Genomic DNA, 26,127 nt, shown 5'->3' on the forward strand with positions numbered 1-26,127 from the left:
TTGCACCCGTTGCACCCGTTGCACCCCTACTTCTTGAACGCGTCCGGCTCGATCCCGTACCGCTTCATCCAGCGCTGCACCTGCATCCGCGCCTTGCCCATCGCGCGCGCCACGGCCGAGACGTTGCCCTTGTGCTCGCGGAAGAGCCGCACGAGCTCCTCGCGCAAAGGTTCGCCTTCGTGGTCCTTCGCCGCCGCGGGCTCCTCCGCGGGCGCCTCGTCGCGCGCCCAGGGCGGGAGGTGGTCGAGCGTGACCTCGCCCCCGCCCGCGAGCGCGAGTGCCGCGCCGAGCACCTTCTCGAGCTCGCGCGCGTTGCCCGGGAACGCATGCTCGAACATCGCGCGCGCCGCCGACGGATGGAGCCGCACGGAAGGCGCCTCGGGCCCCGCGTGACGCTCGATCAGCGAGGCCGCGACGAGCCAGAGGTCCTCGCGACGCTCCCGTAGCGGCAAGAGCTCGATGCGATGGCCCGCGAGCCGATGGAAGAGGTCCGCGCGAAACGTGCCCGCCTCCACCATGCGTTCGAGGCCGCGGTTCGTGGCCGAGACGAACCGCACGTCGACCTTCACCGGCGAAGTCGCCCCGATCGGCCGCACCTCGCGCTCTTCGAGCACGCGGAGGAGCGCCGCCTGCGCGGGCGGCCTTAGCTCGCCGATCTCGTCGAGGAACAAGGTGCCGCGATCGGCCGCGCGCACGAGCCCCGGCCGATCCTCCTTCGCATCGGAGAACGCGCCGCGCCGATGGCCGAACAGCTCCGCCTCCACGAGCGACTCCGGCAGCGCGCCGCAGTTCACCGCGACGTACGCCCCCGATCGCCCCGAAAGCGCGTGGATCGCGCGCGCCGTGACCTCCTTGCCCGTGCCCGTCTCGCCCGTCACGAGGATCGGGAGCGTCGCCCGCGCGATCACCGCGAGCGTCTCGTACGCGCGGCCGAGCGAGGGCAACAGCGTCGCAAGGCCTGGCGCTTTTGCCTTGTCCCAGGCGACCTCGACGACGGGCGGATCCTCGGGCGTGACCTCGAGCCCCTCGCGGAACACGAAAAACGTGCGGCCGAGCTCGATCAGATCTCCATCGGCGAGCGCCGCGCGCGTGACGGGCTCGCCGTTCACGCGGGTTCCGTTCTTCGAGCCGCTGTCCTCGATCGTGAACCGGCCGAGGACTTTTCCGATCCGCGCGTGGTTCGTGGACATCCAGGCGTCGTCCACGCGCACGGCGAGCCGCCGCGATGATACGCGTTCGAACGATCGCGCGGAGCCGCGGCCGAGGGCGACCTCGTCGAGCCCCGCGAGCGAGAGGCGCGCGGCGGGGGCGAACGGGCGGTGGCTCTCGAGGCAGAGCAAGAGGAGCGGCGCGCGAATGGCCGCGCGATCGCTGCCCGCGTCTCTCGTCGGCGAGAGCGTCTTCGTGTCGCTGCTCGTCATGCGAGAGCCGTTTTACTTCATGCGGCGAACGAAGTCGCGCAGGCCCGGATCCGCCCCAGCCCAGGCCTTGTCCACGGCGGCATCGAGCGAGCGTGCTTCGTCCGTCTTTCCGGCCGCGCGGAGCATCTCCGCGAGCCGAACGCGCGCCGCCATCGCATCGAACGGCACGTCCCACGGTTGCACGAGGCAGCCCCGGTATGCCTCCTCCGCTTCTTTCTTCGAACCGCGCTTTTCCAGGGCGAGGGCTGCTTCGAACTCGCCTTCCGCAGCGCGCGCGTCTCCCTTCTCGCGCCCGAGCAAGCGACGGATGCGGAGCTCGTCCTTGGCGAGCGCCTCCGCTTGTTGTTCGCGTCCGAGGATCTTCTGCCGCCCGATTTCGAGCTTCCACGCCGCGAGGGCGTCGTCCACGCGGCCGGAGAGCAGCATCGCGCCGATGCGCAACGTGGCGCCTTCGTGGTTCGCCTCGGGATCGGGTTCGCCGAGCAGCTCCTCCGCGATCGCGATCGCCGCCCGCCCGTCGAGCGAGGCGAACGCGACGTACGCTCGATCCCGGGCGATCTCCGCGCGCGTCGCCGTCTCCACGCCGAGCGCGCCACGGATCTCGACCGCCTCGCGCGCCTCCTCGATGCGGCCTGCTTCGAGCAGCCGCTTGGTCCACCGGCCCCGCATCTCCGGCAGCGTCGCGCCCATCCAGCCGAGGAAACGCGAGAAACGCGGATCGTCGTCGTCCGCCGCGGGCAGCGCGCAGCGCAGGATCGGCAGCGCCATCGTGGGCCAGCGCTTCGCGAGCCAATCGGCCATCGGCAGCGTCTGATCCGTCACGATGCACCCACACGACGTGTAGAGCGCCGCGAAATCCGGGGCCTCCGCGAGCTCACCGTACGACTGGATCAGAAGCGACACGCCACGCTCGACCTCCGGCTGCGGCGAGGGAGGAACGTACGTCCTCAAAACACCTTCGAGCAGGTTCGCGCGACTTTGGGAGAGACCCCCGAGCCGCCCGAGCGCAGCCTCCTTCGCCGCCTGGGTCCGCGCCGGATCTCCCTTGCTCCGGAGATCACACGCGAAGAGCGCGTGCGCCACGGCCGAGGTCGGCTGCGATCGGACGAGCGCCTCCGTCTCGACGCCGTCCCACGCCGCGAAGCCGAAGGCGCGCCGCCGCACCACGCGCTCGATCCGGCGCGCGCTCTCCGCGTCCGATGCGCCCCACCAAACGAGGTGCTCCTTCGACGGAGCCGGCCGGGTGAGCGCCGGCAGGAGCGCCTGGATCGCGGCGTTCGTCGCGGCGATCGGCGTCTCGCCTTTGCCTTCGGCCTTCTTGCCGGCGATGGCGAGCGTGACCTTCGTGGACCCCTCGGCGATCTCCGCGTTCACGTCGAGCCGCGCGGCGGGTTCGTTTTTCCAAACCACCCCGAGCTCGATCGCGAGGCGCGCGCAGGCCCCTTTGCCGAGCGCATCGCCGAGCGCGGCCGTCGCGCCCGTCCCCGTGATCGTCGCGGCCGCGCACTCGACGGCCTCGACGACCGCGATCGGCGCGGGCGCCGGAGTTGGCATGGGGGCGAGCGTTTTTTCTCGCAGCAACAGCACGCCGCCCGCGGCGAGCGCCACGATCCCGAGCGCCGCCGCGATTTTCCGCCCGAGCGATCGTCCCTTCGCTTTGGGCTCGTCCGCGGGCGCCTGCGAGACCGCCGCGGCCTCCGGAGCCGTGACGGATTTCGGGGGTGGCAGGACAATCTTTTCTTCGCCCCCGAGCGAGAGCGTCTGCGTCCGCTCCTGCGCGGGCGCGACCTCGGGCACCGTCTCCGCGTCGGGCGAGGCCACGCGCGCGGGCGCCTCCGGGGCCGCCTGCATCGCGCTCTCGGCCTTCACGTCGAGCGCGCGCGCGAGCGCCTCAGCGGCCGCGCCCGCGCTCGGGAAACGAGCCTCGACATCCTTCGCCGTCGCCTGCGCGAACCACGTGTCGAACGCGGCGGGCAGCGTGACGCCGGACTTCGCCGCGCGTTCCGAGGCGGGCACCTTCGGCCCGTCGAGCGTCGTCAGCGCGAACGAGAGCGTGCTCTCCGAGGCGAGCGCCTCGTCGGCCCAGTACTCGCGCCCGACGAGCAGCGAAAACGCTACCATGCCGAGCGCATACACGTCCGTCGCCGGACCGACCTTGCTGTTCCGGAGCTGCTCGGGCGCCATGTAGAACGGCGTCCCCACGGCCGCGGTCGTGCCCGCCGTCTCGGCCACGCGCTTCACCACGCCGAGATCGAGCAGCTTGATGCGCGGCGCCTCGCCCGCGCGCTCCGCCACGAACAGGTTCGAAGGCTTCAGATCCCGATGCACGATCGACGCGGCGTGCAGCGCGTCGAGCCCGCGCGCCGTCTGCGTGATCCACGTCGCGACCTCTTCGGGCGAGAGCCGTCCGAGCCGCGCCTTCCTGCGGCCGAGGTCTTCGCCGCGGAGCAGCTCCATCACGAGGAACGGGCTTTCGGTCGCTTCATCGACGCCGGCGTCGAGCACCTCGACCACGTGCGCGCTCTCGACGAGCGCCGCGGCGCGCGCTTCGAGCCGGAACCTCTCGCGCAGCGCCGCGCTCTCGGCGACGTGCGGCAGCATCACCTTGAGCGCCGAGGGCCGCTCGGTCTCGAGGTGCCGCGCCTCGTAGACCGCGCCCATGCCGCCCGCCGCGATTCGACGTACGATCCGGTAACGTCCGGCGAAGACGGTGTTCTCGGCGAGCATCGAGCCCGGGCCATTGTGCACAAGGTCTCGGAGCCGAGGTATCTTTTTGGTATACTCGCCGAATCTTTCGGCAGCGGCCTCGGGCCGCGGAGAGGCGTTAACGATGGTTACCTTGGAGGATGGGAAGCGATGGTGCGTCGCCCTGGCCATCACGCTCGGCGCATTCGCTTGCTCTTCGGGCGGCGGAGAAAGTGCGGGCGGCGAGGGCGGCACGGCCGGCGCGGGAGGCGTGGTGGGCCCGGGATCGGGCGGGAATGCGGGGACGACGACGGTCGCCTCGTCCTCGTCGAGCGTGGGCGCTGTGGCGAGCTCAGCGGCGAGCGTGGGCTCCGGCGGCGCTGGCGGCACGATGTCGTTCGTATGCGATCCGCCCGCCGAGCCCGGCAGCTTGTACGAGCATTCGGTCGAGTCCTACGACGTGAACGACCTCGAACCGGTGCCGCTTTGCAAGTACCGCGGCGAGGTCCTGCTCATCGTCAACACCGCTGCCGCTTGAGGCTACACGCCGCAATATGCGGGCCTCCAGGTCTTGGAGGACAAGTTCAGCGGTCAAGGTTTCCACGTGCTCGGCTTTTTGAGCAACGATTTCGGCAATCAAGGAGGTTCGGACGAACAGATCGGCGGGTGCATCGACAGCTATCATTTGAGCTTCAAGCAATTCGCGATCGATCACGTGAAGGATCCGGACGGCGCCGGGCCGGAGGTGCCGCAGCCCGTCTGGCAATGGATCCTCGCGCAGCCGAATCCAGGCCCCGCGCCCACGATCGAGCCCTTGTGGAACTTCCACAAGTACCTGATCTCGAAGGACGGAAAACTCGTGGCCGAGTGGACCTCGTCGACCTATCCCGGCGACGATCCGCAGAACCCGAACGACAGCTTTGACACGAACCCCATCGTCCAGGCCATCCAGGCCGAGCTCGCCAAATAACGATTCGTTTCAGCGCGCGTGCCGGTGCTCGACCATCAAGCAACGGTCCTGCACGACCTCGATCCCCGCGTCGGCGAGGCGCGCGGCGGCTTCGTCGTTGCGAATGCCCGACTGGAACCAGACGACCTTCGGGCGCATGGCGAGGATGTCGTCGAGGTGCGGCGGGATGTCGCTCGGGCGCCGGAAAACGTCGAGGATGTCGATCTCGCCAGGCACGTCGGCGAGGCGCCGATACACGGGCTGGCCGAGGATGCGCGTGACGTCGGGGTAATAGACGGGGACGGGGACGACCTCGACGCCCGCGCCTTGGAGATACGCGGGCACGTAGTACGCAGGCTGGCCTGCTTGCTCTTCGGTCTTGATGCCGAGGACGGCGACCCGCTTGGCATTGCGGGCGATCTCCGCGATGCGGCGGCTGTCCGTGACGATGCGACCCTTCGGTTCGGCTGTGGCCATGCGGCGGAGCCTAACCACGGGTTCGCGGGCATGCACGTCAGGGCTTGGGGACGAACAGGAATTGGCCGCTTTTCGGCAGGTTCGCGTCGAAGCGGAAGAGGGTCGGCGTCTGCTTGGCTTCCTTCTTGTCCTCGACCGAGCGGGGCACGCGCTCCTTGACGAACTTCGCGAGCTCCTCGTCGGTCACCACGTGATCCTGGTTCGCGTCGGCCGCCGCCGTGCCCGCGGCCGAGACGGCGAGCCCTTCGAGGAGGAACGCCGTCATCGCCGAATGCCCGCCCCAGGCCCACGCCCGCTCGTCCGGGTCGTCCTCCCACGCCCGCTGGCCCTTGCTGCCCGCCGTCAGAACGACCTCCGCGCGCTCTTTCCACAACGAACCGAGGTGCGTCTCGAGCTCGTCGTCGCCCTTCGCGCCCACGGCCCAGCCGCTGTAGCAGCAATCGAGCAGGAGCATCACATGCTTCGCGGGCACGCCTTTGCGGATGTCGCTCACGAGGTCCTGCATGTCCCAGCCTTTGTGCGAGCTCGGCAAATGCGCGAGTTTGCCGAAGAACTCCGCCGGCTGGAGGACGCCGTAATCCTGGCGCGCGCCTTTGATGTAACCGCCGTGGCCCGAGTAATAAAAGAGGAACGAGCTGTCCTCCTTGTCGCCGAACCGCGCGCGGAATTTTTCGACCGCGAGCTTGAGGCCTTCGGCCGTGGGAACACCGTCCGTCTTGTCGCCCGGCGCGGGCTGGTCGACGAGGTACAGGATGTTTTCGCGCTTGTAGCCGTATTTCGTGATGAGCAGGTCGCGCATCGCCCGCGCGTCGCGGCAGGGCGAATGCAGCGCGTGTTCGCCCTCGTAGCCGCATACGCCCGCGACGAGCGCGTACGGCTCGATCGAGCGTGGTCCGTCGTTCTTCGCGATGAGGCTGATCACCTCCGCCGCGGGCAGCGGATCGCCCTTGCTACCTCGCGGACGACCCTCCTTCGCGGGGACGTTTGTCTCGGTCGTGTCGTCGTTCGAAACCGCCGCCGGCCGCGCGTCCGCGACCACGGTAGGTTTGTCCTGGTTATGCAGGATCCATCCGACCCCGATCGCGCCAGCGAGCGCCGCGGCCGCGAGCGCGCCGGCCGCGACGAGCCGCCCGCGCCCGTTTCCCTTTCGAATCGGCCGGAGCCGCAATTCCTTTTCGAGGCATTCGACGATCTCCTCGAACGAGAGCGCCGTCCCCTCGCGCGGCGCCGCGGCGAGCGTGCCGCCGTGATCCTTGCCGTCGTACCACGGCGCCGCCTCTTTTCCTTGCGCCGCCCGCGCCCGGTTTTCCCGCTCCCCGAGCGCCTTCGCCAGAAGCCCGACCTTCGCGCGGCTCGCGGGATCGGCGCTCAAGACGATCATCTTCTTGTCCTGCTCGACGAGCAGGAGCGGATATCCCCGACCGCCCGGCGCGCGGGCATCCGTTCGCGCCCACAGCTTGAATTGCGTCGCGATCGGGCGCTGAATGCACAGCAGCGGGAGCGTCCGCGCGACGCCGCCGCTCATTGCGCCAGGCAATTCGGCGAAAAAGCCCAGGCTCCGCCCGAGGTCCTCCTCGTAGAGCTTGTGGTCCTGCGCGAGCAATGCGACAAACCGTTCGAGGCGCGCCTCGCCCGCGACGAGGTCGTCGTCGTAGAGCCGTGCGCCCGCGGCGAGCTTTTTCCCGACGACCGCGCAAAATGCGAGCGCGTCGTCGAGGAAGGCCTCCCGCCGCGGCGGGTCTTCGAGCAAATGGTGCTGCGCGAGCGCGAGATAAACCGCCTGCACCGCGTGCTCGGGCTCCACGCGATCGGGCCAGAGCCCCTGCCGCACGTCGCCCGCATACCGGCACATCGCTTCCCACGCGGGCGGGAGCGCCTCGCCGCGCCGCTTGCACGTGAGCAGATAGAGCGCCCACGCTTCGTCCAGGTGCGGAAACGAGCGAATCGCAATCGTGGCGCCTTCGAGCGCGGCGCCCTCTGTGGCAAAGGGCGCCTCGCCGCGAAAGACGAGCAGCGAGAGCGAATCGTGCCCCGCCGCGGCCTTTCGATCGAGCCAGAGCGTCGCGATCTCGGGGCGAACGCCTTCCGCGGCCCATACGAGCGAGAGTCCTGCGAGAGGGCCCATGGGAAAACTCCTCGAAAGGTTTCTATTCGAGTGATCGGGCCTGGAACAGCTCGCCGGCGACCTTCTTGAACTGCGCCTGGGTCGGCTTCTTCGTGAAGACCGAAGGACGGACCATCTTGCCGCCGGCGAGCGAGGGATCCATCGTCGCCGCGCCATTCGCGTCGATGCGATACGCGCGCTCGGCCAGACCCGTCGAGGGCGACCCCGTGAAGAGGACGAGGTCGAAGCGGCCGTCCTGGTCCGTGTCGTAATAGGTCCACTCGGCGCCGTCGCGGTGCAAGAACGCGAACTCGGGCTTGAATTTGCCGCCCGTGATCACCTCCTGCGCCGAGAGTTTGCCCGGGGCGGGGCTGTCCTTGTTCACGTCGACGACGAGCGAGGTCGACGTCATGCCCGCCGAGACGATGACCGCCTTGTCCCAGCCCGTCTTGGGGCCGAAACCCGTGCTCCACCGCGAGGTGTCGCCGAAGCTGAAATAAATGCCGCCGTGCCGCAGCGGATCCGGGAACGAGTCGAGCCCGTCGTCGGCGATCGCCGAGGTCGCCGAGGGAATGGCACGCACCGCCACGCGGCCGAGACGCGCCGCGAGTGTGCCATTCTCGAGCAGCCGCGGGCGCAGCATCTTGCGGCCCACGTGCTCGGGCGCGGGTTCTTTCCGGCCGCCCTCGCCGAGCCGGTACGCTTCGAGCGCGACGCCCGTGCCGGCGCGGCTCGTGTACGTGAGGAAATCGAATTTGCCGTCGTCGTTTCGGTCGTAATAGACCCAGAGCCGCGGGCCCTGCGCGATCATCGTGGCCTCGGCGTCCACCGCCTGCTTTTCGAGCAGCGCCTGCGCCGCGTCGTTCTTGTGCACCTCGCCGAGCGTGCCCTGATCGACGTCGAACACGAAGCCATGGCTGTAGACCGAGCGCGTGACGAGCGTGTCCGTGCGGCCGTCGCCATCCATGTCCTCGATCGCGACCTCGCGGCCGCCGCCGAGCAGCGGGCTCGGGAGGTTTTCCGCGGGCTCGCCGCCCCGCGACTCGACCATCGACGCGCCGAGCGTGATCGACCCGAGCCGCGCGAGCGCATTCCGTTCCGCGCTCTGCACCACGAGGTCGGGCTGGATCATGGGGCCGCCCGAGCCGAGCGCGTCGTCCTTGCCGAGCTTGCCGTTCTTGCCGATGCGGTAGCCGTGGGTCACGCGGCCCGAGCCGCGTTCGTCATGAAGAACCACGTCGTAACGGCCATCGTCGTCGGTGTCGTACCAGGCGAAGCTGCCGTCCCGCGTTGCCAGGTAGATGACCTCCGCGTCGAACCCGCGCTTGCCGTAGAGCGCGCCGACGTCGGGTTTGCCCGCGCCATCGCCGATCGTGCTCTGGTCGAGGTCGTAAAACCGCGCCATCGCCGCGCGGCCCTCGGTGCGCAGGACGTCGTAGCGGCCGTCGAGATCCGCGTCCTCGATCGTCGCCTCCTCGCCGCCGTCGAACCACGGGTCGGGCAGGACGTCCGCAGGCTGGACCGGGATCTCCGAGAGGAACGTGCGGATCTCGGAGACGTGCACATGGAAGGTCGCGCGGTTCTCGCTGTTGCCGTAGCCGAAGCTGTTCAGGCCGACGAGCTCGTTGCCCCGATTGACGAGCGGGCCGCCGCTGTCGCCCGGCCAGTTCGGGCAGGTGGATTGCACGACCATGAGGGGTTTGTCGTGTTCTAACACCTTCTTGAGGCCCTCGAACATCTCCTGCTTGCGCTTGGGGCAAGCGTCGTCGCCCGCGGATTCGCTGCCGCTGCACTCGAGCGAGACGAGCTGCGAGAGGTGCGTGGCGAGCTTGCCGACGGCCGCGACCTCGCCGTCCTTGATCGCCCAGACGAGGCCCGAGCCGGCGTGGCCGAGGCTCGCGACGGGCTCGCCGGGGGCCGGATCCTTCGCGGCCGGGCGGATGAAAGGCAGGTCCTTGTGGTTGCCTTCGAGCTTGATGATCGCGAGGTCGCGCATCGGATCGGCCTTGTGCACCCAGGCCGTGATCGGTTTGTTCGTGCGCTCCATGGCGCCCGATTTGTCGAGCTTGCCGAGCTCGACCGAGACCTTGATGCGGAAGTCCTCGCGCTCGCCGCTGTCGACGACGTGGTTGTTCGTGAGGATCCAGCCCGTGGGGCCGACGATCACGCCGGTGCCGAGGCCCGTGGGCGTCCGGATGATCACGGTGGCCGGCGCGACCGCGCGGTAGTTCTCCCGCACGTCGCCCTTGCCGCCCTCGGGCAACGACGCGAGGGCGCTCTTCGTGCTGGCCGCGTCGGGGCTCGGCAGGAGCTCGGCGCGGCGCAGGAGGTCGAGCATGCTGCGGCTCGGGACACGCGCGGTGCTCGGTGCCTGGGCCTTCGTCGCTTCGGCTTTCGTGGCCTTCGCGGCGGGGGCGGGGCCCGCCTTCGCGCTCGCGGGATCGGGCGGAGGGGCCGGCGTCGCGCCGCCGCACGCTGCGACGAGCGGCCCGAGGATCGCTGCTGCGACGTACCCCGAGGACCCGCCCAACCTGCCGAACCATCGCTTGCCCATGTTCTCCTCCGAGCGCGCTACCGCTCTCGAACCCATACCAAATTCGGGACGGTTCAGAAACCCCTGGCCGCGAACGTTGCTTCGCGCAGCCAGGGTGGACGGCGAGCGCCGCGCGATCTTCATGGGGGTGTCACGGAACGCGGGCGATCGGGGGGGCGCGGGGTCGTTGTGGCGCTGCTTCGGGCTTCGAGTCCTTGCATTCAGAGGCGTGCTGCCCGATGCTTGGAGGTCGGAGGAATAATATGCGCACGAAACGAACCATCTTCCTTTGCGCGTTCGCTGCTTTCTCTCTCAGCGGCGCCGCGCTCGGCGTGGGCTGCTCCGGCGGTGAGAACTCGGCCTCGGGTTCGGCGAACACGGGCGGCAACTCGTCCGGCTCGTCGCAGGGCGGCGGCGGCAATGGGCAGGGTGGTAATGGCGGCGACGGCGGCGGCGACATCAACTTCTTCGACGCCGGGGCCGGCGACGGCGCGCTCACCGAGGACAGCGCTTGCGTGAGCCAGAGCTCCGAGGCGACGCTCGTGAAGAAGCCGGTCGACATCATCATCGTGATCGACAACTCCGGCAGCATGGGCGACGAGATCGTCGGCGTTCAGAACAACATCAACCAGAACTTCGCGCAGATCATCGAAAACAGCGGGCTCGATTATCGCGTCATCATGATCGCCAAGCACGGCAAGGCGGTCCCGGACGAGTCGGTCTGCATCGAGGCGCCGCTTTCCGGCATCCCCGCGGGCGGCTGCGAGACGCCTCCGGCGGCCCCCGTCAACAACGCGGGCAAATTCTACCATTACAACACCGAAATCGACAGCGTGAACTCGCTCTGCAAGGTCCTGTCGACGTTCACCACCGCCGAGCCGAGCGGCGGCGCCCCGACGGGCTGGCAGGAGTGGGTGCGGCCGGACTCGTTCAAGACGTTCATCGAGCTCACGGACGACCGCGTGGGCTGCTCGTTCGGAGGTGTGTCGTACAGCGACGGGAACACGGCGGCCGGCGGTGTCTCCGCCGCCGAGCAGTTCGACACGTCCCTGCTCGCGCTTTCGCCCGAGCATTTCGGGACGAAGGAGGCGCGGAATTATCGCTTCTACAGCATCGTCGCGATGGCATACAACGACCCGCAGACGAAGCCCTGGGAGCCGGCCGATCCGATCACGACCGCCGAGTGCCCGACCGCGGCGAACCCCGGCACCGGCTATCAAGCCCTCAGCGTGCTCACGGGCGGTCTCCGCTTCCCGCTTTGCGACACGACCTCGTACGACGTGGTGTTCCAGGCGATCGCCGAGGGCGTCGTCGCGGGCGCGCAGGTCTCCTGCGATTTCGCGATCCCCGATCCGCCCATGGGAACGACCGTCGATCTGAACAGCGTGGTCGTCGATTACACGCCCGGCGACATGTCGCCGAACAAGCAATTCAAGCAGGTCGCGGACGTGGCGGCATGCGCGCCGGAGTCGTTCTACATCGACAAGGATGCGAAGAAGATCATCCTCTGCCCGGATACCTGCGGGGTGGTCAAGAACGACGCCGCGGCCAAGATCGCCGTGCTCTTCGCCTGCGATCCGGGTGGCGCCAACTGAGCGGATGAAGAGGACCATGCTTCATCGAAATGCGATCGTCTTGGCCTCGGTCCTCGCCGGGTTTGTCCTGGCGTGTGGACCCGAGGCCACCAATGGCGCGGGCGGCTCGGGCGGCGCGGGCGGCACCGGCGGCGCGGGCGGCGCGGGCGGCGGCGGGACCGCGAAGGATCCGGCTGGACCCAAGGATCCTGATGCCGCGCTGAAAGCAGCGATCCTCATGGGGAGCTGCATCCCGGACGGCGGCATCGAGACCATTCTCTGGGACATGTACTCGGAGCGCGGCGGCAGCCCCAACAAGCTCCAGGTACGCGATTACACGAAATGCCTCGCGAGCAAGACCAATGGCTGCAAGGGCGTGGAGGAGTGCCTCGGGCTGAAGGTCGACCTCTCCGGCCCCTGCATGCCCACGTGCACCGGCAACGTGTTCAAGGGGTGCGACGACCAGCTCGCGTTCATGGGCGATTGCAGCGTGCTCGGCCTCACGTGCTCCGCGACCCAGGGGTGCGTCGACACGAGCGTCACCGCCGGGCCAGCCTGCAGCTACGACACGTTCGTGGAGACCTGCCAGGACGGGGTTCCCCGGGTGTGCGACGACGAAGTGGAGACGAACGGCCCGAGGTGCGCTGATTACGGGCTCGCTTGCAAGGATCTCCAGTTCGGCGGCGTCGGCTGCGCCGGGACGGGCGCGACGTGCCAGTCGGGCACGGAAAGCGGGCTCGGGATCTACTACGACTCGGGCCTGGGCTGCGACGGGCCGGAGCTGCGCGCCTGCATCAACGGGGGCGAGCAGGCCGTCGATTGCGGCACGCTCGCGAATGGTTTGACCTGCCAAACGTCGGGCGAGTCGAGCTTCTGCGGGTTCGCGGGCGAGTGTGATCCCACGCTCGGCGCCGACGCGACGTGCGAGGGTGATTCGGTCGTGGTCTGCAACGCTGGCCGGATCGACAAGGTCGACTGCAAGACGCTCGGGTTCACCGGCTGCAACGCCACGTGGGGCCGCTGCAGCCCGAGCATCTACGACCAGTTCCCCGCGCCCCAGCCCCCTCCCGAGCCCTGATCAGAGCCCCCCGTCCCGCAGCCACTCCCCGAATCGCTCGCCGATCATCAATGCCGTGACGTTCGTGTTCGTACTGACGATCGTCGGCATGATGCTCGCGTCCGCCACGACGAGGCCCGAGACGCCACGCACGTGGCCCCGTCCGTCGACGGCCGCCTCGGGATCCCCTTCCGGGCCCATCGGGACGGTGCCGGAAGGGTGATACCCGGAGCCGGAGCTCCATTCGATCCAGTGCGAGATTTCGGCTCGATTGCGGAGGACGCGATCGTTCGGCCAGAAAGGGACGACGAGGTCGCGCAGGGGTTTCGTGCGCGCGACCTGGCCGGCGAGCTCCATGGCCTCGACGGCGCAGGCGCGGTCGTCGGGGTGGGTGACCGTGTCGAGCTCGATGAGCGGTTTGGCGGAAGGATCGGCGCTCGTCCAGGTGATGCGGCCGTGGCCGCGGGGTTTGCCGACGCAGCAGGAGATGCCGACGAGCGGCATGTAATTGCCGGGCCAGGCGAAAAAGGAAAACGGCTGGAGCTGCATGTCGCTCGGGAAGGGGCTGCCCTCGGAGGTGTAACGCAGCACCGTTTGAATGAGCGGATGCTGGATGCTGGCGAATCCGTACGTTCGCGGGACGAAGAGCGCGAGGGAGCCCGGGTGATCGAAGAGGCGCGCGCCCACGGCCGGAAGGTCGGAGACGACGTCCACACCGAGCCGTTCGAGCAAGGCGCGTGGCCCGATCCCCGAACGAATGAGGATCCCCGGCGTGGCGATCGCTCCGGCCGAGAGGATGACCCGGTTCGTCGCGAGGACTTCGATTTTGCCGTCGGTTTCGACCTCGAGGCCCGTGACTTTGGCATTGTGGAAGAGGACGCGGCGCACACTGGTCCGCGGCCGGAGTTTGAGGTTTTCCCGGCGGCGGACGTCGTCGTCGAGGTAACAACGCGCGGCGCTCATGCGGACGCCGCCGATCTTGTTCATGGGCTGCGGGCCGACGCCGAACGGGTCGGGGTCGTTTTGATCGGGGCAGGCCGGGAAGCCGAGGGCGCGGCAGGCTTCCATGAAGGCGACCTGGAACGGCGAGAGCTCTTCGGTCGAGTGGCGCCGGATCGGAATGGGGCCGCCGCGGCCGTGCCAGCGATTCTGGACGTCTTGATCGTCCTCGAGGCGTTTCAGCGCGGGCAAGCACCCGTCAAAACTCCACTCGGGCAGGCCGAGCGCCGCCCATTCGTCGTAATCGTAGGGCTGGCCGCGGAGCGCGATGCAGGTGTTCACCGCGGAGGAGCCGCCGACGACCTTGCCGCGCGGGTACAGGAAGGGCTTGTGCCCGGGCATGGGCAGATAGGAAAAACCCCAGTCGTGGGCGGTCATCGAGTTGCGGGTGCCGTCCACGAGATCCGAGGGAAGCACCCCGCTCGGGGGATAGTCGGGCCCGGCCTCGACGAGCAGCACCTCACGATCCGCGCGTTCGGTCGCGCGGGCCGCGATGACCGCGCCGGACGAACCGGCGCCCACCACGATGGTCTCCGCTTGCATGGGCCCGAGCCTACCATTTTTCCGGAACGGTTCACGTCGCCCCGGACGCTCGGGTTCCGTGGCAAACGGTTTTACAGGAAGACCCGCTTTATCTCGGCGGCGAGGGGCTTTTCCGCCCAGCCAGAAGGCAAGTGCCCGAGGGCGACGCCGATCTTTCCGGCGGCGGAGGGGCGATCGGCGAGCGAGATGCCCGCGAGGGCCGCGGCGATCGGGGCCGGGAGGCCTTCGGGCGCAGGGTCGCCGTGGGGCATCGTGAGGAGCGCGAGGGCGAGGAGGGCGAGGAGGGCGAGGTGTTTGTCCTCGGAGGACAATCCCGCGAGCTTGCCGCGCAGGGTGACCGTGGTGCGGCGGAGCTCGGCCCGGAAGAGGCCCTCGCGGGCGGTATGGCCGCGGCCGACGAGGGCCGCGACGGCGGCGAGCGTGGCGCCGAGGTCGGCGTCGAAGAGGCCGTCGGCCTTTTGATGGAGGAGGAGCGCGCGGAGGCCTGCGTCGTCATCCGAGAGGCGCGGGGTCGGGGCCGGGGCGCGGAGCGGCGGCGGGGGTGCGACGACCTGGGCCACGCGGGTGCGCTCGTCGTGTTCATTGCCGCCGTCGAGCGGAGGCAATTTGCTGGCTTTCGCCGCAGGCGAGGGGGCAGGGACCCTGGGCGGCGGCTGCGGCGCGCCGGGCCGCGCAAGCGCGGGCGGCGGGACAAACCCACCGCCCGGCGGCGCGGCCATGGCAGGCGGCGGGGGCACGTAGACGTTCGAGCGGAACATGACGGCGTCTTCCTCGGCGGCGTTCGCGGGCATGGGCAGGGTGACCGGGACCTTTCCTTCGATCGTCACCTTGCGATCTTCCGGATTCACGCCGACGAGCGCGACCTTGCGGTTCACCAGGCCAAACGTGGTGCCGAGGCCTTCGAGCGTGTCGTCGTCGTCCGGATCGAATCGATACGTGAGCCGCTTGTTGCGAAGCAGCGCCCAGAGCGTGGCCGCGCCCTCGGCGCGCGCGTCCGCGGGCACGGTGAGCTCGAGGGCGACGCGCTCCTCCTCGCCGTCCGCGCGTTGTCCGAGGAGCACGAGGCGATCACCCGGCTCGATCTTGCCGCGGAACGCGAAGAGGACCGGCTCGGCGGCGAAGAGGTCGAGGGGGCTCGGGGGTTCGAGCATCTTCGGGCTCTTGCGCTCGCCGTCGCGCTCGACGAGCACACGAATGCCCGTCCAGAGGGGCGCGGTGATCGCATTCTTGAGCCGCACGAGCGCGCGTTCGAGGTCCTCGTTCGTCGCGACGGGCATGTACGTGCCGCCGCCGAGTTGCGCGAGCTCGGCGAGCATCGAATGCTGGACGGAGTCGCCGATGCCGAGCACGTGCAGGCGCGTGTCGATGAGCTTTTCCTTGGCGGTTTTGAGCACGTTCGCCGCGTTCGCCACGTCGCCGTCGGTCATGAAGACGACGATCCGCAGCCGGTACGTCTGGTCGGGCGGCGTGGGGTTCGGGAAGGCAACCGCGACGTCGGTGCCGAGCCGCGCCGAGAGCGCCGCGCGAATGGCCATGGACGCCTCGGTGCCGCCACGCGCCGTGATGCGGCCGATGAAATCGTCCGCGGCCTTCAGGTGTTCGTCGTCGAAGGGGACGGGCGAGACCGCGAGCGCTTCGAGGTTGTTGTCGAACGCGATGACGTTGAAGCGATCCTCGGGTCCGAGCGAGCGCAAGGCGCCGCGTACGGCGCGGATGGCCGATTGCATGGGCGCGCCGCCCATCGAGCCGGAGCGATCGACGAGGAAGAGCACGGAGCGCGGAATGACGGGGCCTTCGTCCGCGAACGCCGGCGGGACAATGCCGATCGCGGTCGAGGGGCCATTTTGATCGGGGCCGTCCGTCGCGTCGTGGCGGATCCACACGGCGGGTTTTTCGCCGCGCGGCCGGTTGATGAACTCGAGCTGCACATCGCGGTCGAGCGGGGCGTCGTGCACCTCGATGGTCCGCGCGCGCGGGCCGGCCTGCGAGATGCGCGTGGGGTGCGAGGTGCAGCGAAAGCTCGCGGGTTCGTCCGGGCCATCCTCGATCGTGACGTTGACGCGGGCCCGCGCCGCGAGCGTCGTCGGCCGGGGACGAGCGAGCGCGGCGACCTCGGTCTCCGTGACTTTCGCCGCGTCCTCCACGTACCGCGGCATGTACGTGAGCGGGACGATGAGGCGGTGGCCGTCGGCGATCGGCAAGAGCATCTGATCGACCGTGAGCGTGACTTCGACGTCCTCGCCGGGCTCGATCGGCGCGATTCGCAATCGCGCGAGGTCCTCGCCCTCGGATTCGCCGATCGCGGCCGATTGCCCGGCCTGCACGGCGCGCTCGTACTCGGCGCGCGCCCGCCCACGCGCGCGGATTTGGCCCTCGATCGTGCGGCTGCCGAGTTTGACGACGAGCTCGCGCAACGCGGCCATGGGCGGGAGCGGAAAGACGAGGTCGCCTTCCAGCGTGCGGCCGAGGTCGTTGTGGAACGTGACGACGAGGCGGGCCCGCGAGAGGAGGCTATCGACGTGGACGTCGGCGCGGGCAGCGCGCACGGAGAGGTAATCGCCCTCTTTCGCGTCGGAGAGGAGCACGCCGTTTTCGTTCGGGGCGGGCTTTTTCGGCTGCTTTCGTCGTTTTTGCGGTTTGCCCCAGGACGCCTTTCGCGGGTGGGTCCAGACCTCGGGCGCGGCCTCGATGCGCAGGCATGTGTCACAGATCTCGATCACGTCGCCGGGCGCGAGGTCGAGCGGCTTCTGGATCTGTTCGGCATTGACGAACGTGCCATTCGTCGAGCCGAGATCCTCGATGCGGATCGTGCCGTCCTGCCATTCGATCCGGGCATGCTTGCGCGAGGCGCCGTTCGATCCGATGAGGACGTCGCATTGCTGCCCGCGGCCGAGCAGGATGCTCGGCTTGTCGTACGCGTCGCGCGTCTCTTTCCCCCTGGCCCCCTCGACGACCACCGTGAACATGCCCGCCTCCTCACACACGCATTTCAGGATCGGTTCGCGGCGTCAAGGGTTGACGCGCAGAGCAAGGGCTTCCTAGCATGCTCGCAATGCTGGCCGAACGCCTCGGGACCGCTGAAAAAACGGGCAAGCTCGATCTGCGTGGCCTCGTGCTCGGACAGGTCCCGCCCGCGATCCGCGCGCTCCGGAACCTCGTCGAGCTCGATCTCGGGAGCAATGCCCTCGCGGAGGTGCCCGCGTGGCTCGGCGAGCTCACGTCGCTCGAAGTCCTCCGGCTCGAACGCAACGCCCTCGAAGATCTGCCCCGCAAGCTCGGGCGGCTCGACAAGCTGCGCGTCCTCGAGCTCAGCCACAACAAGCTCCCCGAGGTGCCCTCGTTCGTCGCGGATCTGCCGGCGCTCGCGTCGCTCGACCTCGCCCAGAACCGCATCGCGTCCGTGCCGCGGTGGCTCGCGGACCGGAAGGCGCTCCGGGCGCTCGCGCTCGGGAAGAACCCGCTCGAAGCGTTCCCCGAGCCGGTGCTCGCGCTCTCGGGCCTCGCGGAGCTCGGGCTGTCGGGGCTCGGGTTCGAGGCGCTGCCGGGGGATCTCGGCGCGCTTTCGGCGCTCCGGAAGCTCGACCTCGGGGACAACCGGCTCTCGGGGCTGCCCGCGTCGATCGGCAGGCTCGGCGCGCTCGCGGCGCTCGTGCTGCGCGGAAATCGGCTCACGGAGCTGCCGCCCATGCTTCCGGCCCTCCGGCTGCGCGCGCTCGATGTGTCGGGCAACCGCATCGGCACACTGCCGCTCGCAGGGCACGCGTGGGACGAGATGGAGGCGCTCGAGCTCGGCGACAACCCGCTCGTCGTGTTGCCCGAGGAGGTCGCGGCGTTCGGCGCGCTCGCGCGGCTCGACCTGCGAAACACGTGGCTCGAGAGCCTGCCCGATACGCTCGCGCGCCTCACCGGGCTCCGGACGTTGCTTCTCGCCGGATCACCCGTGGGGCTGCGCGACGGAAAACCCCCGGACGTGATCTTCACGCTGGAGGGGCTCGAGGAGCTCGATCTGTCGCTCACGGGGATCACGGTGCTGCCCGAGGCGCTCGCCTGGCTCTCGCGTCTCAAATTCTTGTGGCTGCAAGGAAATCCGCTCGCGAATATCCCGGCCGCGTTGCGGTCGATGTCGCACATCGAAGAGATCGACCTGACGGACACGCCGTTCGGCCGGACCGACGAGGTCGAGGCGCTGACGCTCGCGCTGCCGAGGACACGTGTAGTGTGCGTCGATTGGGCGGCGACGTACCGGTCGATGCTGGAGGATATCTACATCCTGCGGGATGATACGGGGCTCGACGATGTCGAGATCGCCAAGTGGGTGATCGCACGCGAGCGCGGGGGGCGTTTGCCGGCGGCAGGGCGGCTGCGGCCGGTGGACGAGGAGGTGCTCGAGCGGCTGCACGCGCTGGTGTTCGTGCAGGCGCCGCGGCGGCGCGTGACGACGCGGGGCGCGGTGGGGGTGCTGATCGAGCTCGTGGCGAAGGATCAGCTCGGCTGGCACGAGGTGCTGGAGCAGCTGCTCGACGGCGCGCAAGCGAGCGGCGGGACGAAGAGTCGTCGTAGCGGAGACACGGGTCGATGAAGGACGACGCGACGCGGATCGCGGAGCTCGAAGCAGAGGTCCGGGTGCTCCGCGCGCGCGTCGCGGAGCTCGAAGCAAAGGCCGCGGGAAGACCGGCTTCCGCCGAGGTGAGCTTCGACGAGGCGTTCATCGGGTCGCTCGGGCGGGCGACGATCGGCTGGAACCTCGAAGGGCTCGTGACGCGCTGGAGCGAGGAGGCAGCGCGGCTGCTCGGCTATTCGCGCCAGCAGGCGCTGGGGATGCTGATCACGGACCTGATGGGCACCCACAAGCGGACGCCGGAGGAGCTTCGGCAATGGGCCGATCGAATGATGTCGCAGCCGACGGCGACGATGCGGGCCCAGTACATGACGAGCGACGGGCGGGCCCTCCAGGTGCAATGGTCGCACACGGTGCTGTGCGATGCGGAGGGGCAGCCGACGGAGGTCTTGTCGGAGGTCGAGGACGTGACCGATCAGCAGGCGACGGAGCGCGCGCTGCGCGATAGCCAGCGGCTTTTGCTCGCGGTGCTCGACAACACGCCGAGCTACGTGTTCGTCAAGGACATGCAGGGGCGGTTCTTGCTCGTCAATCGGCAGGTCGAGGCGTACCTCGGGAAATCACGCGCCGAAATCGCGGGATTGACCGATTACGACATTTTTTCGCGCGACGTGGCCGCGTTTTTCCACCGGCAGGACGAGGAGGCGCTCCGGACGGGCCGCGCCATGCAGTACGAGCAGACCTTGCCCTCGCCGGACGGGCCGCTCTCGTACCTGGCGCTGAAGTTCCCCGTGCTCGACGCGCAGGCAAACCCGATGGCGATCGCGGTGATCTGCACGGACATCACGGAGCGCCGGCGCGCCGAGGAGGAGCAAGCCCTGCTGCGCGATCAGGTGATCGAGGCGCAGAAGGCCGCGCTGCGGGAGCTGTCGACGCCACTGATGCCGCTCGCCGAGGGGGTCGTGGCGCTGCCGCTCGTGGGGGCGATCGATGCGCAGCGGGCCGAGGAGATCATGGATACGCTGCTCGATGGCGTGAACCGGTACGGGGCGCATACGGCGATCCTCGACGTGACGGGGGTCCGGAACATGGACATCGACGTCGCGGGCGCGCTCGTGCGGGCGGCGCGCGCGGCCGAGCTGCTCGGGGCGCGCGTGGTGATCACGGGGATCCGCGGGGAGTTGGCGCAGACGCTCGTGCACCTCGGCGAGGGCTTCGGCGGCCTCACCACGCGCTCGACGCTGCGGGCGGGGATCGCCTGGGCGCTCAGGCGTTGAGGTCGGCGCGGTAGGGCTCGAGCGTGGCGCGGAAGGCGTCGGTCCAGGGCACGGGTCGGTGTGTCGTGGGATCGACGCGCACGACGGTGCGGGTGCCGCGGGCGAAGTCCTCGTCCTGATCGGTGGGCAGCACGCGAAAGCCGAACGTGAGGCTCGAACGCCCTAGTTTCTCGATCCAGACCCGGACGCGCACGTCGCGGACGCCGACGACGGGGCGGAGATATTCGATGTTGTTGGCGCGGACGAAGTGGAACTGATCGGGGTTCTTCTGGGCGTCGAGGACGCCGCCCCACCCGAGGTGCTTCCAGAAGGAGCCGATCGTGCGCTCGAAGAGGAGGAGATACCGAGCGTTGTGCAGGATCTGGAAGGCGTCGAGGTCGTCGAAGTAGACGCCCATGAGCGTCTCGTGAAAGCGGGTCATGGTGGCGGAGAATAGCAGCTAGCGGGAAGAGTCCACCGTTTGCACGGCCCACGCCTGCGTGGACGCCGCGCGGAGGGCGGCGACGCGGACGAGGAGCACGGCGCAGCCCGGGAGGTATACAGCCGAGACGCGCGCGCCGAGCGGGACGAGGACGATCGCGACGACACAAACGGCGACGCCAATCCACGCGAGGGCGACGCCGAGCGCGCGCAGGCGCTCGCGGGGGACGGCGGGCACGAGCGCGACGATCGCGAGGTAAGCCGCAAGGAAAAACGAGCGGTGCGCGAGCGCCGAGCCGAGGAGCGCCACGAGGAGCCCGGCCGATACGAGGAGCGGGAGCGGCGTTTCGGACGGCGGCGTGCGCGGAGGTGCAGGGGCCATAGTGGCGAACGCGGCGAGGTTCGACGCGGTACCATACCCGGTCGCATCGTGCCGGCATGCCAAGAAATTGTCTCCGCAATGCAAATCATGGTTCGTGTTTCGGACCACAAATAGGTCGTTCCGGACCAACGTCGATGCGAGCCCGGTTGACGCGAGGCGCGAGGGGACGGATGGCTGTGCCGATGCGGTTCTGGCTGGAGGGGCACACGCTCACGGAGGTCGTCCTCGAGGGGGAAGTGACGACGCTTTATCGCGGGTACCGGGACGTCGATGGAGCGCCGGTTCTCGTGGAGGCGCTGAACGAGGATTACCCGGTCGCGCGGGACGTGGCGCGGATCCGGCACGAATTCTTGGTGATGCGCGGGCTCGCGCTGCCCTGCGTGCCCGAGGCGCTCGGGCTTTCGCCATGTCGCAACGGCGTGGCGCTCGTGCTTTCGGACGCGGGCAAACGGCCGCTCGCCCCGCGGATGCGCACAGGGCGTCAAGATGTCGGCGCGGTGCTCCGGCTCGGCGTTTCGATCGCGCGCGCGCTCGACCGCGTGCACCTCGTGGGGCTCGTGCACAAGGACATCTGCCCCGCGAATATCCTGGTCGACGACGGGACGCTGGAGGTGGAGCTCGTCGGATTCGGCCACGCCTCGCGGCTGCCCCGGGAAGACGCGCGCATCGCGGCCGCCTCGGCGATCGAAGGGACGCTCGCGTACATGGCGCCGGAGCAAACGGGCCGGATGAACCGGGTCGTGGACCATCGCGCGGACCTCTATGCGCTCGGCGTGACGCTGTACGAGCTCGCGACCGGCGCGCTGCCCTTCGTGATGGAAGATCCGCTCGAGCTCGCGCACGCCCACATCGCACGCGCGCCCGTGCCGCCGCACGTGCTCGCGCCCGAGCTGCCGCGCGTGGTGTCGGACATCATCGTCAAGCTGCTGGCGAAATCGGCCGACGATCGCTACCAGCGCGCGCGGGGGCTCGAAGCAGACCTCGCCGCGTGCGCATCCGCGTGGGAGGAGCACGGCCAGATCGAGCCGTTCCGGCTCGGCAAGCACGACCTCGGCGCGGAGCTCGTGCTGCCGCAAAGGCTCTACGGGCGGGAGCGGGAGCGGCAGCAGATGGCCCAGGCGTTCGAGCGCGCCGCGTCCGGGCGGCTCGGCGTGATCGTGCTGTCGGGGCCGGCGGGCGTGGGCAAGTCGACGCTCGTCCGCGAGCTCGAGAGCGCGGCGGCGCTGCGCGGGGGGATCTTCGCGGAGGGCAGGGCCGACGCGGTCGGGAGCCGCGCGCCGTGTGGGCTGCTCTCGTCGGCGCTGCGGGACCTCGTGCGGCGGATCCTCGGCGGGCCGCCCGAAGACGCGCGGGCGTTCTTGCGGGAGCTCGCGCGGACGGTCGACGCGGGTTCGGCGGCGCTGTTCGCGATCGTCCCGGAGCTCGATGGAGCGCTCGGCGAGCGGGAGGCGCATCCGCCGATGTCGGCGGCGGCGTCGAGCGGGAAGCTCGCGGTGCTCGTGCGTGCGCTGCTCGATGCGGCGAGCCGGCAAGGTCCGCTCGTGCTGTTCCTCGACGACATCGGCGCGGCCGACGCGGACTCGATCTCCGTGGTGCGGGTCCTCTGCGCGGATCCTTCGGCGAAGCGGCTCTGCGTGGTGCTGTCGCGGCAAGAGAGCGCGCCGTCCGACGAGGCGCGGCTCCTTGATCTGCACGAGCTGCGGCAGACGGGCGTTTGCGTGACCGAGATCGCGCTCGGGCCGCTCGCGCCCTCGGACGTGCGCGCGCTGCTCGGCGATGCGCTTGGCGCGCCCGAGGATCGCGTCGCCGATCTCGCGGACGTGCTCGCGGCGGCGACGCACGGCAGTCCCTTCCTGTTGCGTGAGGCCCTGCGCGCGCTCCACGCCGAGGGGTTCGTGCGGTTCGACGCGGGCGCGGGCGCCTTCCGCTGGGACGTCGAGCTCGTGCGGAATCACCTCGGCGCCGAGGGCGCGCGGGATCTCGTCAGCGAGCGGGTCGCCGCGCTGCCGGCGCGCTCGCAGCGAATCCTGGAGCTCGCCGCCTGTCTCGGGCCGAGCTTCGACCTCGACACGCTCGCGTGCGTGGCCGAGCGGGAGCCGGCCGCCGTCGCACAGGACCTCTGGCCCGCGCTCGAAGCGGGCCTCGTCCTGCCGCTCTCGTCCGATTATCGCTTCGCGCACGCCTCCACGACGCCGCCGTCCCCCGGGGAGGCGTGGGAGGTGCCGTACGCCTTCTCCCACGAGCGCGTGCACGAGGCCGTCTACGCGCGGATCCCCGATTCACGGCGGCAGGATGAGCATCTCCGGCTCGGCGAGATCTTGGCTTCCCGCGGGGAGCACGGCGAGCGCGACATGCTGGCGGCGGTGTACCAGCAGAACCGAGGGCTCGCGTCGATGCGCGACGCAGGGCAGCGGCGCGCCCTCGCCGAGCGGGATCTGCTCGCGGGCCGGAGGCTCCAGGCGATCGGCGCGCTCTCCGAGGCGATCGCTTGCTTCGAAGCGGGGCTTCTGGCCCTCGCCGGGAACGAGCCCCACGCGCTCTGGTTCGATCTGACCCGCGAGCTCTGCGCCTGCCTGGTCACGCGTGAGCCGAGCGGAGCCGCGGAGGCGCTCGTCGCGGCGCTCGCCCGCGGGGCGCGGTCGAAGCTCGAACGGATCGAGGCCGAGCGGCTGGAGGTCGCGCGCCAGACGGCCGCCGGCCACCCGATCGAGGCGCTCCGCGTGGGCGCGCGGGACCTCGGCGAGCTCGCGTTCGTCGTGCCGGAGAGCGAGGCCGAGCGGCGCGCGGCGCTCGTTCGGGAGGCGCAGGCGATCGAGGCGGAGCTCGTCGGCCGGGCGCCTGCCTCGCTCCTTTCGTTGCCCGTCGCGCGGAGCCCCGAGGCCGTGGCCACGATGGCGCTCCTCCTCGAGCTGCTCGCGCCCGCGGGCGCCGTGAGCCGTTCGGCCACGGGGCTCGTCGCGGCCGCGCTGGTGCGTGCATCCATGGCGCACGGCAACACCGAGGCGTCGGCCGTCGGCTATGCGGCGTACGGCGCCGCGTTGTTCGTCCTTCCCGAGCTCTCCGAGGCCGGCCAGGCGTTCGGCGACCTCGCCCTCGCGCTCGCGGAGGACCTTGGCGAGGGACCGCTCGCGTGCCGCGTCCACCTCGCCGCCGGCTCGATCCTGCACGCGCGCAGGCCTCGGCGCCTCGCGCTCTTCCATTTCCACCGCGCCGTGGGCCAGGCCGCGGCCGTGGGCGACGTGCCCACGGCTTGCCGCGCAGCGGCGGAGGTGCTCGCCGCGCGCTTCGAGCTCGGCGACGACCTCGCCCGCGCCTGCGACGAAGCCGAGCGCAGCCTCTCCCTCGCGCGCCGCGCCCCGGGCGCCGAGGCCGCGGCCGATCCGGCCGCGCGTGTCACCTTGCAGGCCGTGCGCAGCTTGCTCGGGCGGACGAGTGCCCCCGCGAGCCTCGACGGCGACGACTTCGACGAGGCGAGCTTCTTCGGCACGGACGAGGGCGCCGTCGGCGCGCGGGCGCGCTTCTACGGGCACGCGCGCCGGGCGGAGCTGTTCCTCCTGCACGAGGACGCGGCGAGCGCGGCGCGCGAGGCGCTCGCAGCGGCGGAGGGCCTTACCGACGTCGAGGGCGAGTTCCTCGCGACGGACCTGCCCGTCTGGCTCGGGCTCGCGCTCCTCCTCGACACCACCGCGCTCCCGTCGGCGCGCGCGTCACGCCTCGCGCAGGTGGACGCGATCCTCGCCGAGCTCTCGACCCTCGCCGCGCGTTGCCCCGAGAACTACGAGCGCAAATGGCTCCTCGTCTCGGCCGAGCGCGCGCGCGCCGCGGGGGACGAGGCCCTGGCGCTCTCGCTCTACGAGAAGGCGATCCGCGCGGCGGCCGAGAGCGGCGTCTCGCGGGACGAGGCGCTCGCCAACGAGCTCGCCGCGCGTTTCCACCTCGAACGCCGCCGCGACACGGTCGCGCGGGCCTACATGGGCGAGGCCTACCAGGCCTACCTCCGCTGGGGCGCGATCACCAAGGTCGACATGCTCCGCGAGCGGTACGGCTTTCTCTTGCCGCGCCGCAGCGTCGGCCCCTCGGCTGCGCCTTTGCCGGGGCTCTCGGGCGAGTTCGACCTCGGCGCGGTCATGCGCGCGACCCGGGCCATCGCCGAGGAGATCGTCCTCGATGTCCTCCTCGATCGGGTGATGCGTGTCATCGTGGAGACCGCGGGCGCCCAGCGCGCCGTGCTCCTGCTCGATCGGGGCTCGGGCCTGCACGTCGAGGCGGCCATGACGATCGATCCCGACCGCGTGCTCGTCGGCATCGACGCCGCGCGCGCGGCCGGCGAGGAGCTTCCGCGTGCGCTCGTGGACGAGGTCGCGGCGACCCGTGCGCCCGTGGTGCTCGGCGGCTCCCGCGGGTTCGATCGGTTCTCCAAGGATCCGTACCTCGCTGAAAGGCGGCCGCGCTCGCTCCTCTGCCTCGCCATGGCCCACCGCGGCCGCCTTTCGGGCGTGCTCTACCTGGAGAACCGCGCGGCGGCCGACGTCTTCAGCGAGGCGCGCATCGCGGTCGCCTCCTTCCTCTCCTCGCAGGCCGCGATCGCCGTGGAGAACGCGCTGCTCGTGGCGAGCATCCAGCGCATGCACGAGGCGCAGCGGCTCGCGAACGAGCGCCTCGAGCACGAGGTCCGGGCGCGCACCGCGGAGCTCGAACGCGAGCTCCTCGAGCGCGAGCGCGCCGAGCGCGAAAAAGAGGCGATCCACGACGCGATGCTGACGGCGCAAGAGGAGCGGTTGCGCGAGCTCTCGGCGCCGATTCTCCCCATCGCGGACGGGATCGTCGTGATGCCCCTCATCGGCGTGCTCGACGAGCGCCGCGCCGACGAGATCCTCGCGGCGGCGCTCGCGGGTGTCTCGTCGAGCGGCGCGCGCGTCTTGATCCTCGACATCACGGGGGTGCGGGGGGCCTCGGCGAGCGTCGCGTCCGCGCTCGTCGCTGCGGCCTCGGCCGTGGGCCTGCTCGGGGCCGAGGTCGTCATCTCCGGCATTCGCGCCGCGGTGGCGCGGACGCTCGTCGACCTCGGCCATCCGATGCAGGGCATCGCCACCCGGGCGACCTTGAAGGGCGCGGTCGCCTGGGCGCTCGCGCGGACCCAGCGATAGG

General features: G+C 70.2%; 15 protein-coding genes and 1 pseudogene. 7 read left to right on the forward strand and 9 right to left on the reverse strand.

Annotated features, from left to right (window positions below; all coding sequences use genetic code 11):
* Positions 1-26 precede the first annotated feature (26 nt).
* Together KEG38_RS04095 and KEG38_RS04100 are read right to left on the reverse strand one after the other, a co-directional pair.
* Positions 27-1,421, reverse strand: a complete 1,395-nt coding sequence (locus KEG38_RS04095; RefSeq protein WP_272417663.1) for an FHA and sigma-54 interaction domain-containing protein — start codon at positions 1,419-1,421, stop codon at positions 27-29.
* A gap of 12 nt (positions 1,422-1,433) precedes the next feature.
* Positions 1,434-4,169 carry a serine/threonine-protein kinase gene (locus KEG38_RS04100; RefSeq protein WP_272417664.1) on the reverse strand — a complete coding sequence of 912 codons (2,736 nt, stop codon included), beginning with the start codon at positions 4,167-4,169 and terminating at the stop codon, positions 1,434-1,436.
* 82 nt (positions 4,170-4,251) lie between these two features.
* Here KEG38_RS04100 and KEG38_RS04105 point away from each other — a divergent pair, with 82 nt between their 5' ends.
* Both KEG38_RS04105 and KEG38_RS04110 read left to right on the forward strand, forming a co-directional pair.
* Positions 4,252-4,644, forward strand: coding sequence for a hypothetical protein (locus KEG38_RS04105; protein ID WP_272417665.1), 393 nt, complete (start codon positions 4,252-4,254; stop codon positions 4,642-4,644).
* A gap of 12 nt (positions 4,645-4,656) precedes the next feature.
* Positions 4,657-5,076, forward strand: a pseudogene (locus KEG38_RS04110) (hypothetical protein); the annotation flags it as partial.
* A gap of 9 nt (positions 5,077-5,085) precedes the next feature.
* On the opposite strand, the gene KEG38_RS04115 reads toward KEG38_RS04110, so the two are convergent.
* Genes KEG38_RS04115 through KEG38_RS04125 form a run of 3 tightly spaced genes read right to left on the reverse strand, consistent with a single transcriptional unit; the run spans position 5,086 to position 10,190 of the window.
* Positions 5,086-5,532, reverse strand: coding sequence for a CoA-binding protein (locus tag KEG38_RS04115; protein ID WP_272417666.1), 447 nt, complete (start codon positions 5,530-5,532; stop codon positions 5,086-5,088).
* Positions 5,533-5,569: 37 nt separating this feature from the next.
* Positions 5,570-7,657 carry a caspase family protein gene (locus KEG38_RS04120; RefSeq protein ID WP_272417667.1) on the reverse strand — a complete coding sequence of 696 codons (2,088 nt, stop codon included), beginning with the start codon at positions 7,655-7,657 and terminating at the stop codon, positions 5,570-5,572.
* A gap of 22 nt (positions 7,658-7,679) precedes the next feature.
* A complete protein-coding gene (locus KEG38_RS04125) occupies positions 7,680-10,190 on the reverse strand; it encodes a S1 family peptidase (protein ID WP_272417669.1) in 2,511 nt (836 codons plus the stop codon).
* A 242-nt stretch (positions 10,191-10,432) separates the two neighbouring features.
* Between KEG38_RS04125 and KEG38_RS04130 the strand changes: the two genes are divergently transcribed.
* Both KEG38_RS04130 and KEG38_RS04135 read left to right on the forward strand, forming a co-directional pair.
* Complete coding sequence (locus tag KEG38_RS04130) at positions 10,433-11,764, forward strand: hypothetical protein (RefSeq protein WP_272417670.1); 1,332 nt, start codon at positions 10,433-10,435, stop codon at positions 11,762-11,764.
* Positions 11,765-11,780: 16 nt separating this feature from the next.
* Positions 11,781-12,821: a hypothetical protein gene (locus KEG38_RS04135; protein ID WP_272417671.1), complete on the forward strand. Its 1,041-nt coding sequence runs from the start codon at positions 11,781-11,783 to the stop codon at positions 12,819-12,821.
* Here KEG38_RS04135 and KEG38_RS04140 read toward each other — a convergent pair whose 3' ends face one another.
* Both KEG38_RS04140 and KEG38_RS04145 read right to left on the reverse strand, forming a co-directional pair.
* Positions 12,822-14,342 carry a GMC family oxidoreductase gene (locus tag KEG38_RS04140; RefSeq protein WP_272417672.1) on the reverse strand — a complete coding sequence of 507 codons (1,521 nt, stop codon included), beginning with the start codon at positions 14,340-14,342 and terminating at the stop codon, positions 12,822-12,824.
* Between the two features lie 71 nt (positions 14,343-14,413).
* Positions 14,414-17,308 (reverse strand): vWA domain-containing protein, encoded by a 2,895-nt coding sequence (locus KEG38_RS04145; protein ID WP_272417673.1) that lies wholly within the window; start codon positions 17,306-17,308, stop codon positions 14,414-14,416.
* Positions 17,309-17,394: 86 nt separating this feature from the next.
* Here KEG38_RS04145 and KEG38_RS04150 point away from each other — a divergent pair, with 86 nt between their 5' ends.
* The gene (locus tag KEG38_RS04150) at positions 17,395-18,921 is read left to right on the forward strand and encodes a leucine-rich repeat domain-containing protein (RefSeq protein WP_272417674.1); all 1,527 of its coding nucleotides are present in this window, start codon (positions 17,395-17,397) and stop codon (positions 18,919-18,921) included.
* Positions 18,918-20,177 carry a PAS domain S-box protein gene (locus KEG38_RS04155; RefSeq protein ID WP_272417675.1) on the forward strand — a complete coding sequence of 420 codons (1,260 nt, stop codon included), beginning with the start codon at positions 18,918-18,920 and terminating at the stop codon, positions 20,175-20,177. The genes KEG38_RS04150 and KEG38_RS04155 overlap by 4 nt, the downstream gene beginning before the upstream one ends.
* On the opposite strand, the gene KEG38_RS04160 is transcribed toward KEG38_RS04155, so the two are convergent.
* Both KEG38_RS04160 and KEG38_RS04165 read right to left on the reverse strand, forming a co-directional pair.
* A complete protein-coding gene (locus tag KEG38_RS04160) occupies positions 20,167-20,598 on the reverse strand; it encodes an acyl-CoA thioesterase (RefSeq protein WP_272417676.1) in 432 nt (143 codons plus the stop codon). The two genes, KEG38_RS04155 and KEG38_RS04160, sit on opposite strands and share 11 nt — an antisense overlap.
* An 18-nt stretch (positions 20,599-20,616) precedes the next feature.
* Positions 20,617-20,979, reverse strand: coding sequence for a hypothetical protein (locus tag KEG38_RS04165; protein WP_272417677.1), 363 nt, complete (start codon positions 20,977-20,979; stop codon positions 20,617-20,619).
* Between the two features lie 170 nt (positions 20,980-21,149).
* Here KEG38_RS04165 and KEG38_RS04170 point away from each other — a divergent pair, with 170 nt between their 5' ends.
* On the forward strand, positions 21,150-26,126 hold the full coding sequence (locus KEG38_RS04170) for an AAA family ATPase (RefSeq protein WP_272417678.1): 4,977 nt from the start codon (positions 21,150-21,152) through the stop codon (positions 26,124-26,126).
* Position 26,127 lies beyond the last annotated feature (1 nt).

It is taken from the genome of Polyangium jinanense, assembly GCF_028435265.1.
Classification (GTDB): domain Bacteria; phylum Myxococcota_A; class Polyangia; order Polyangiales; family Polyangiaceae; genus Polyangium; species Polyangium jinanense.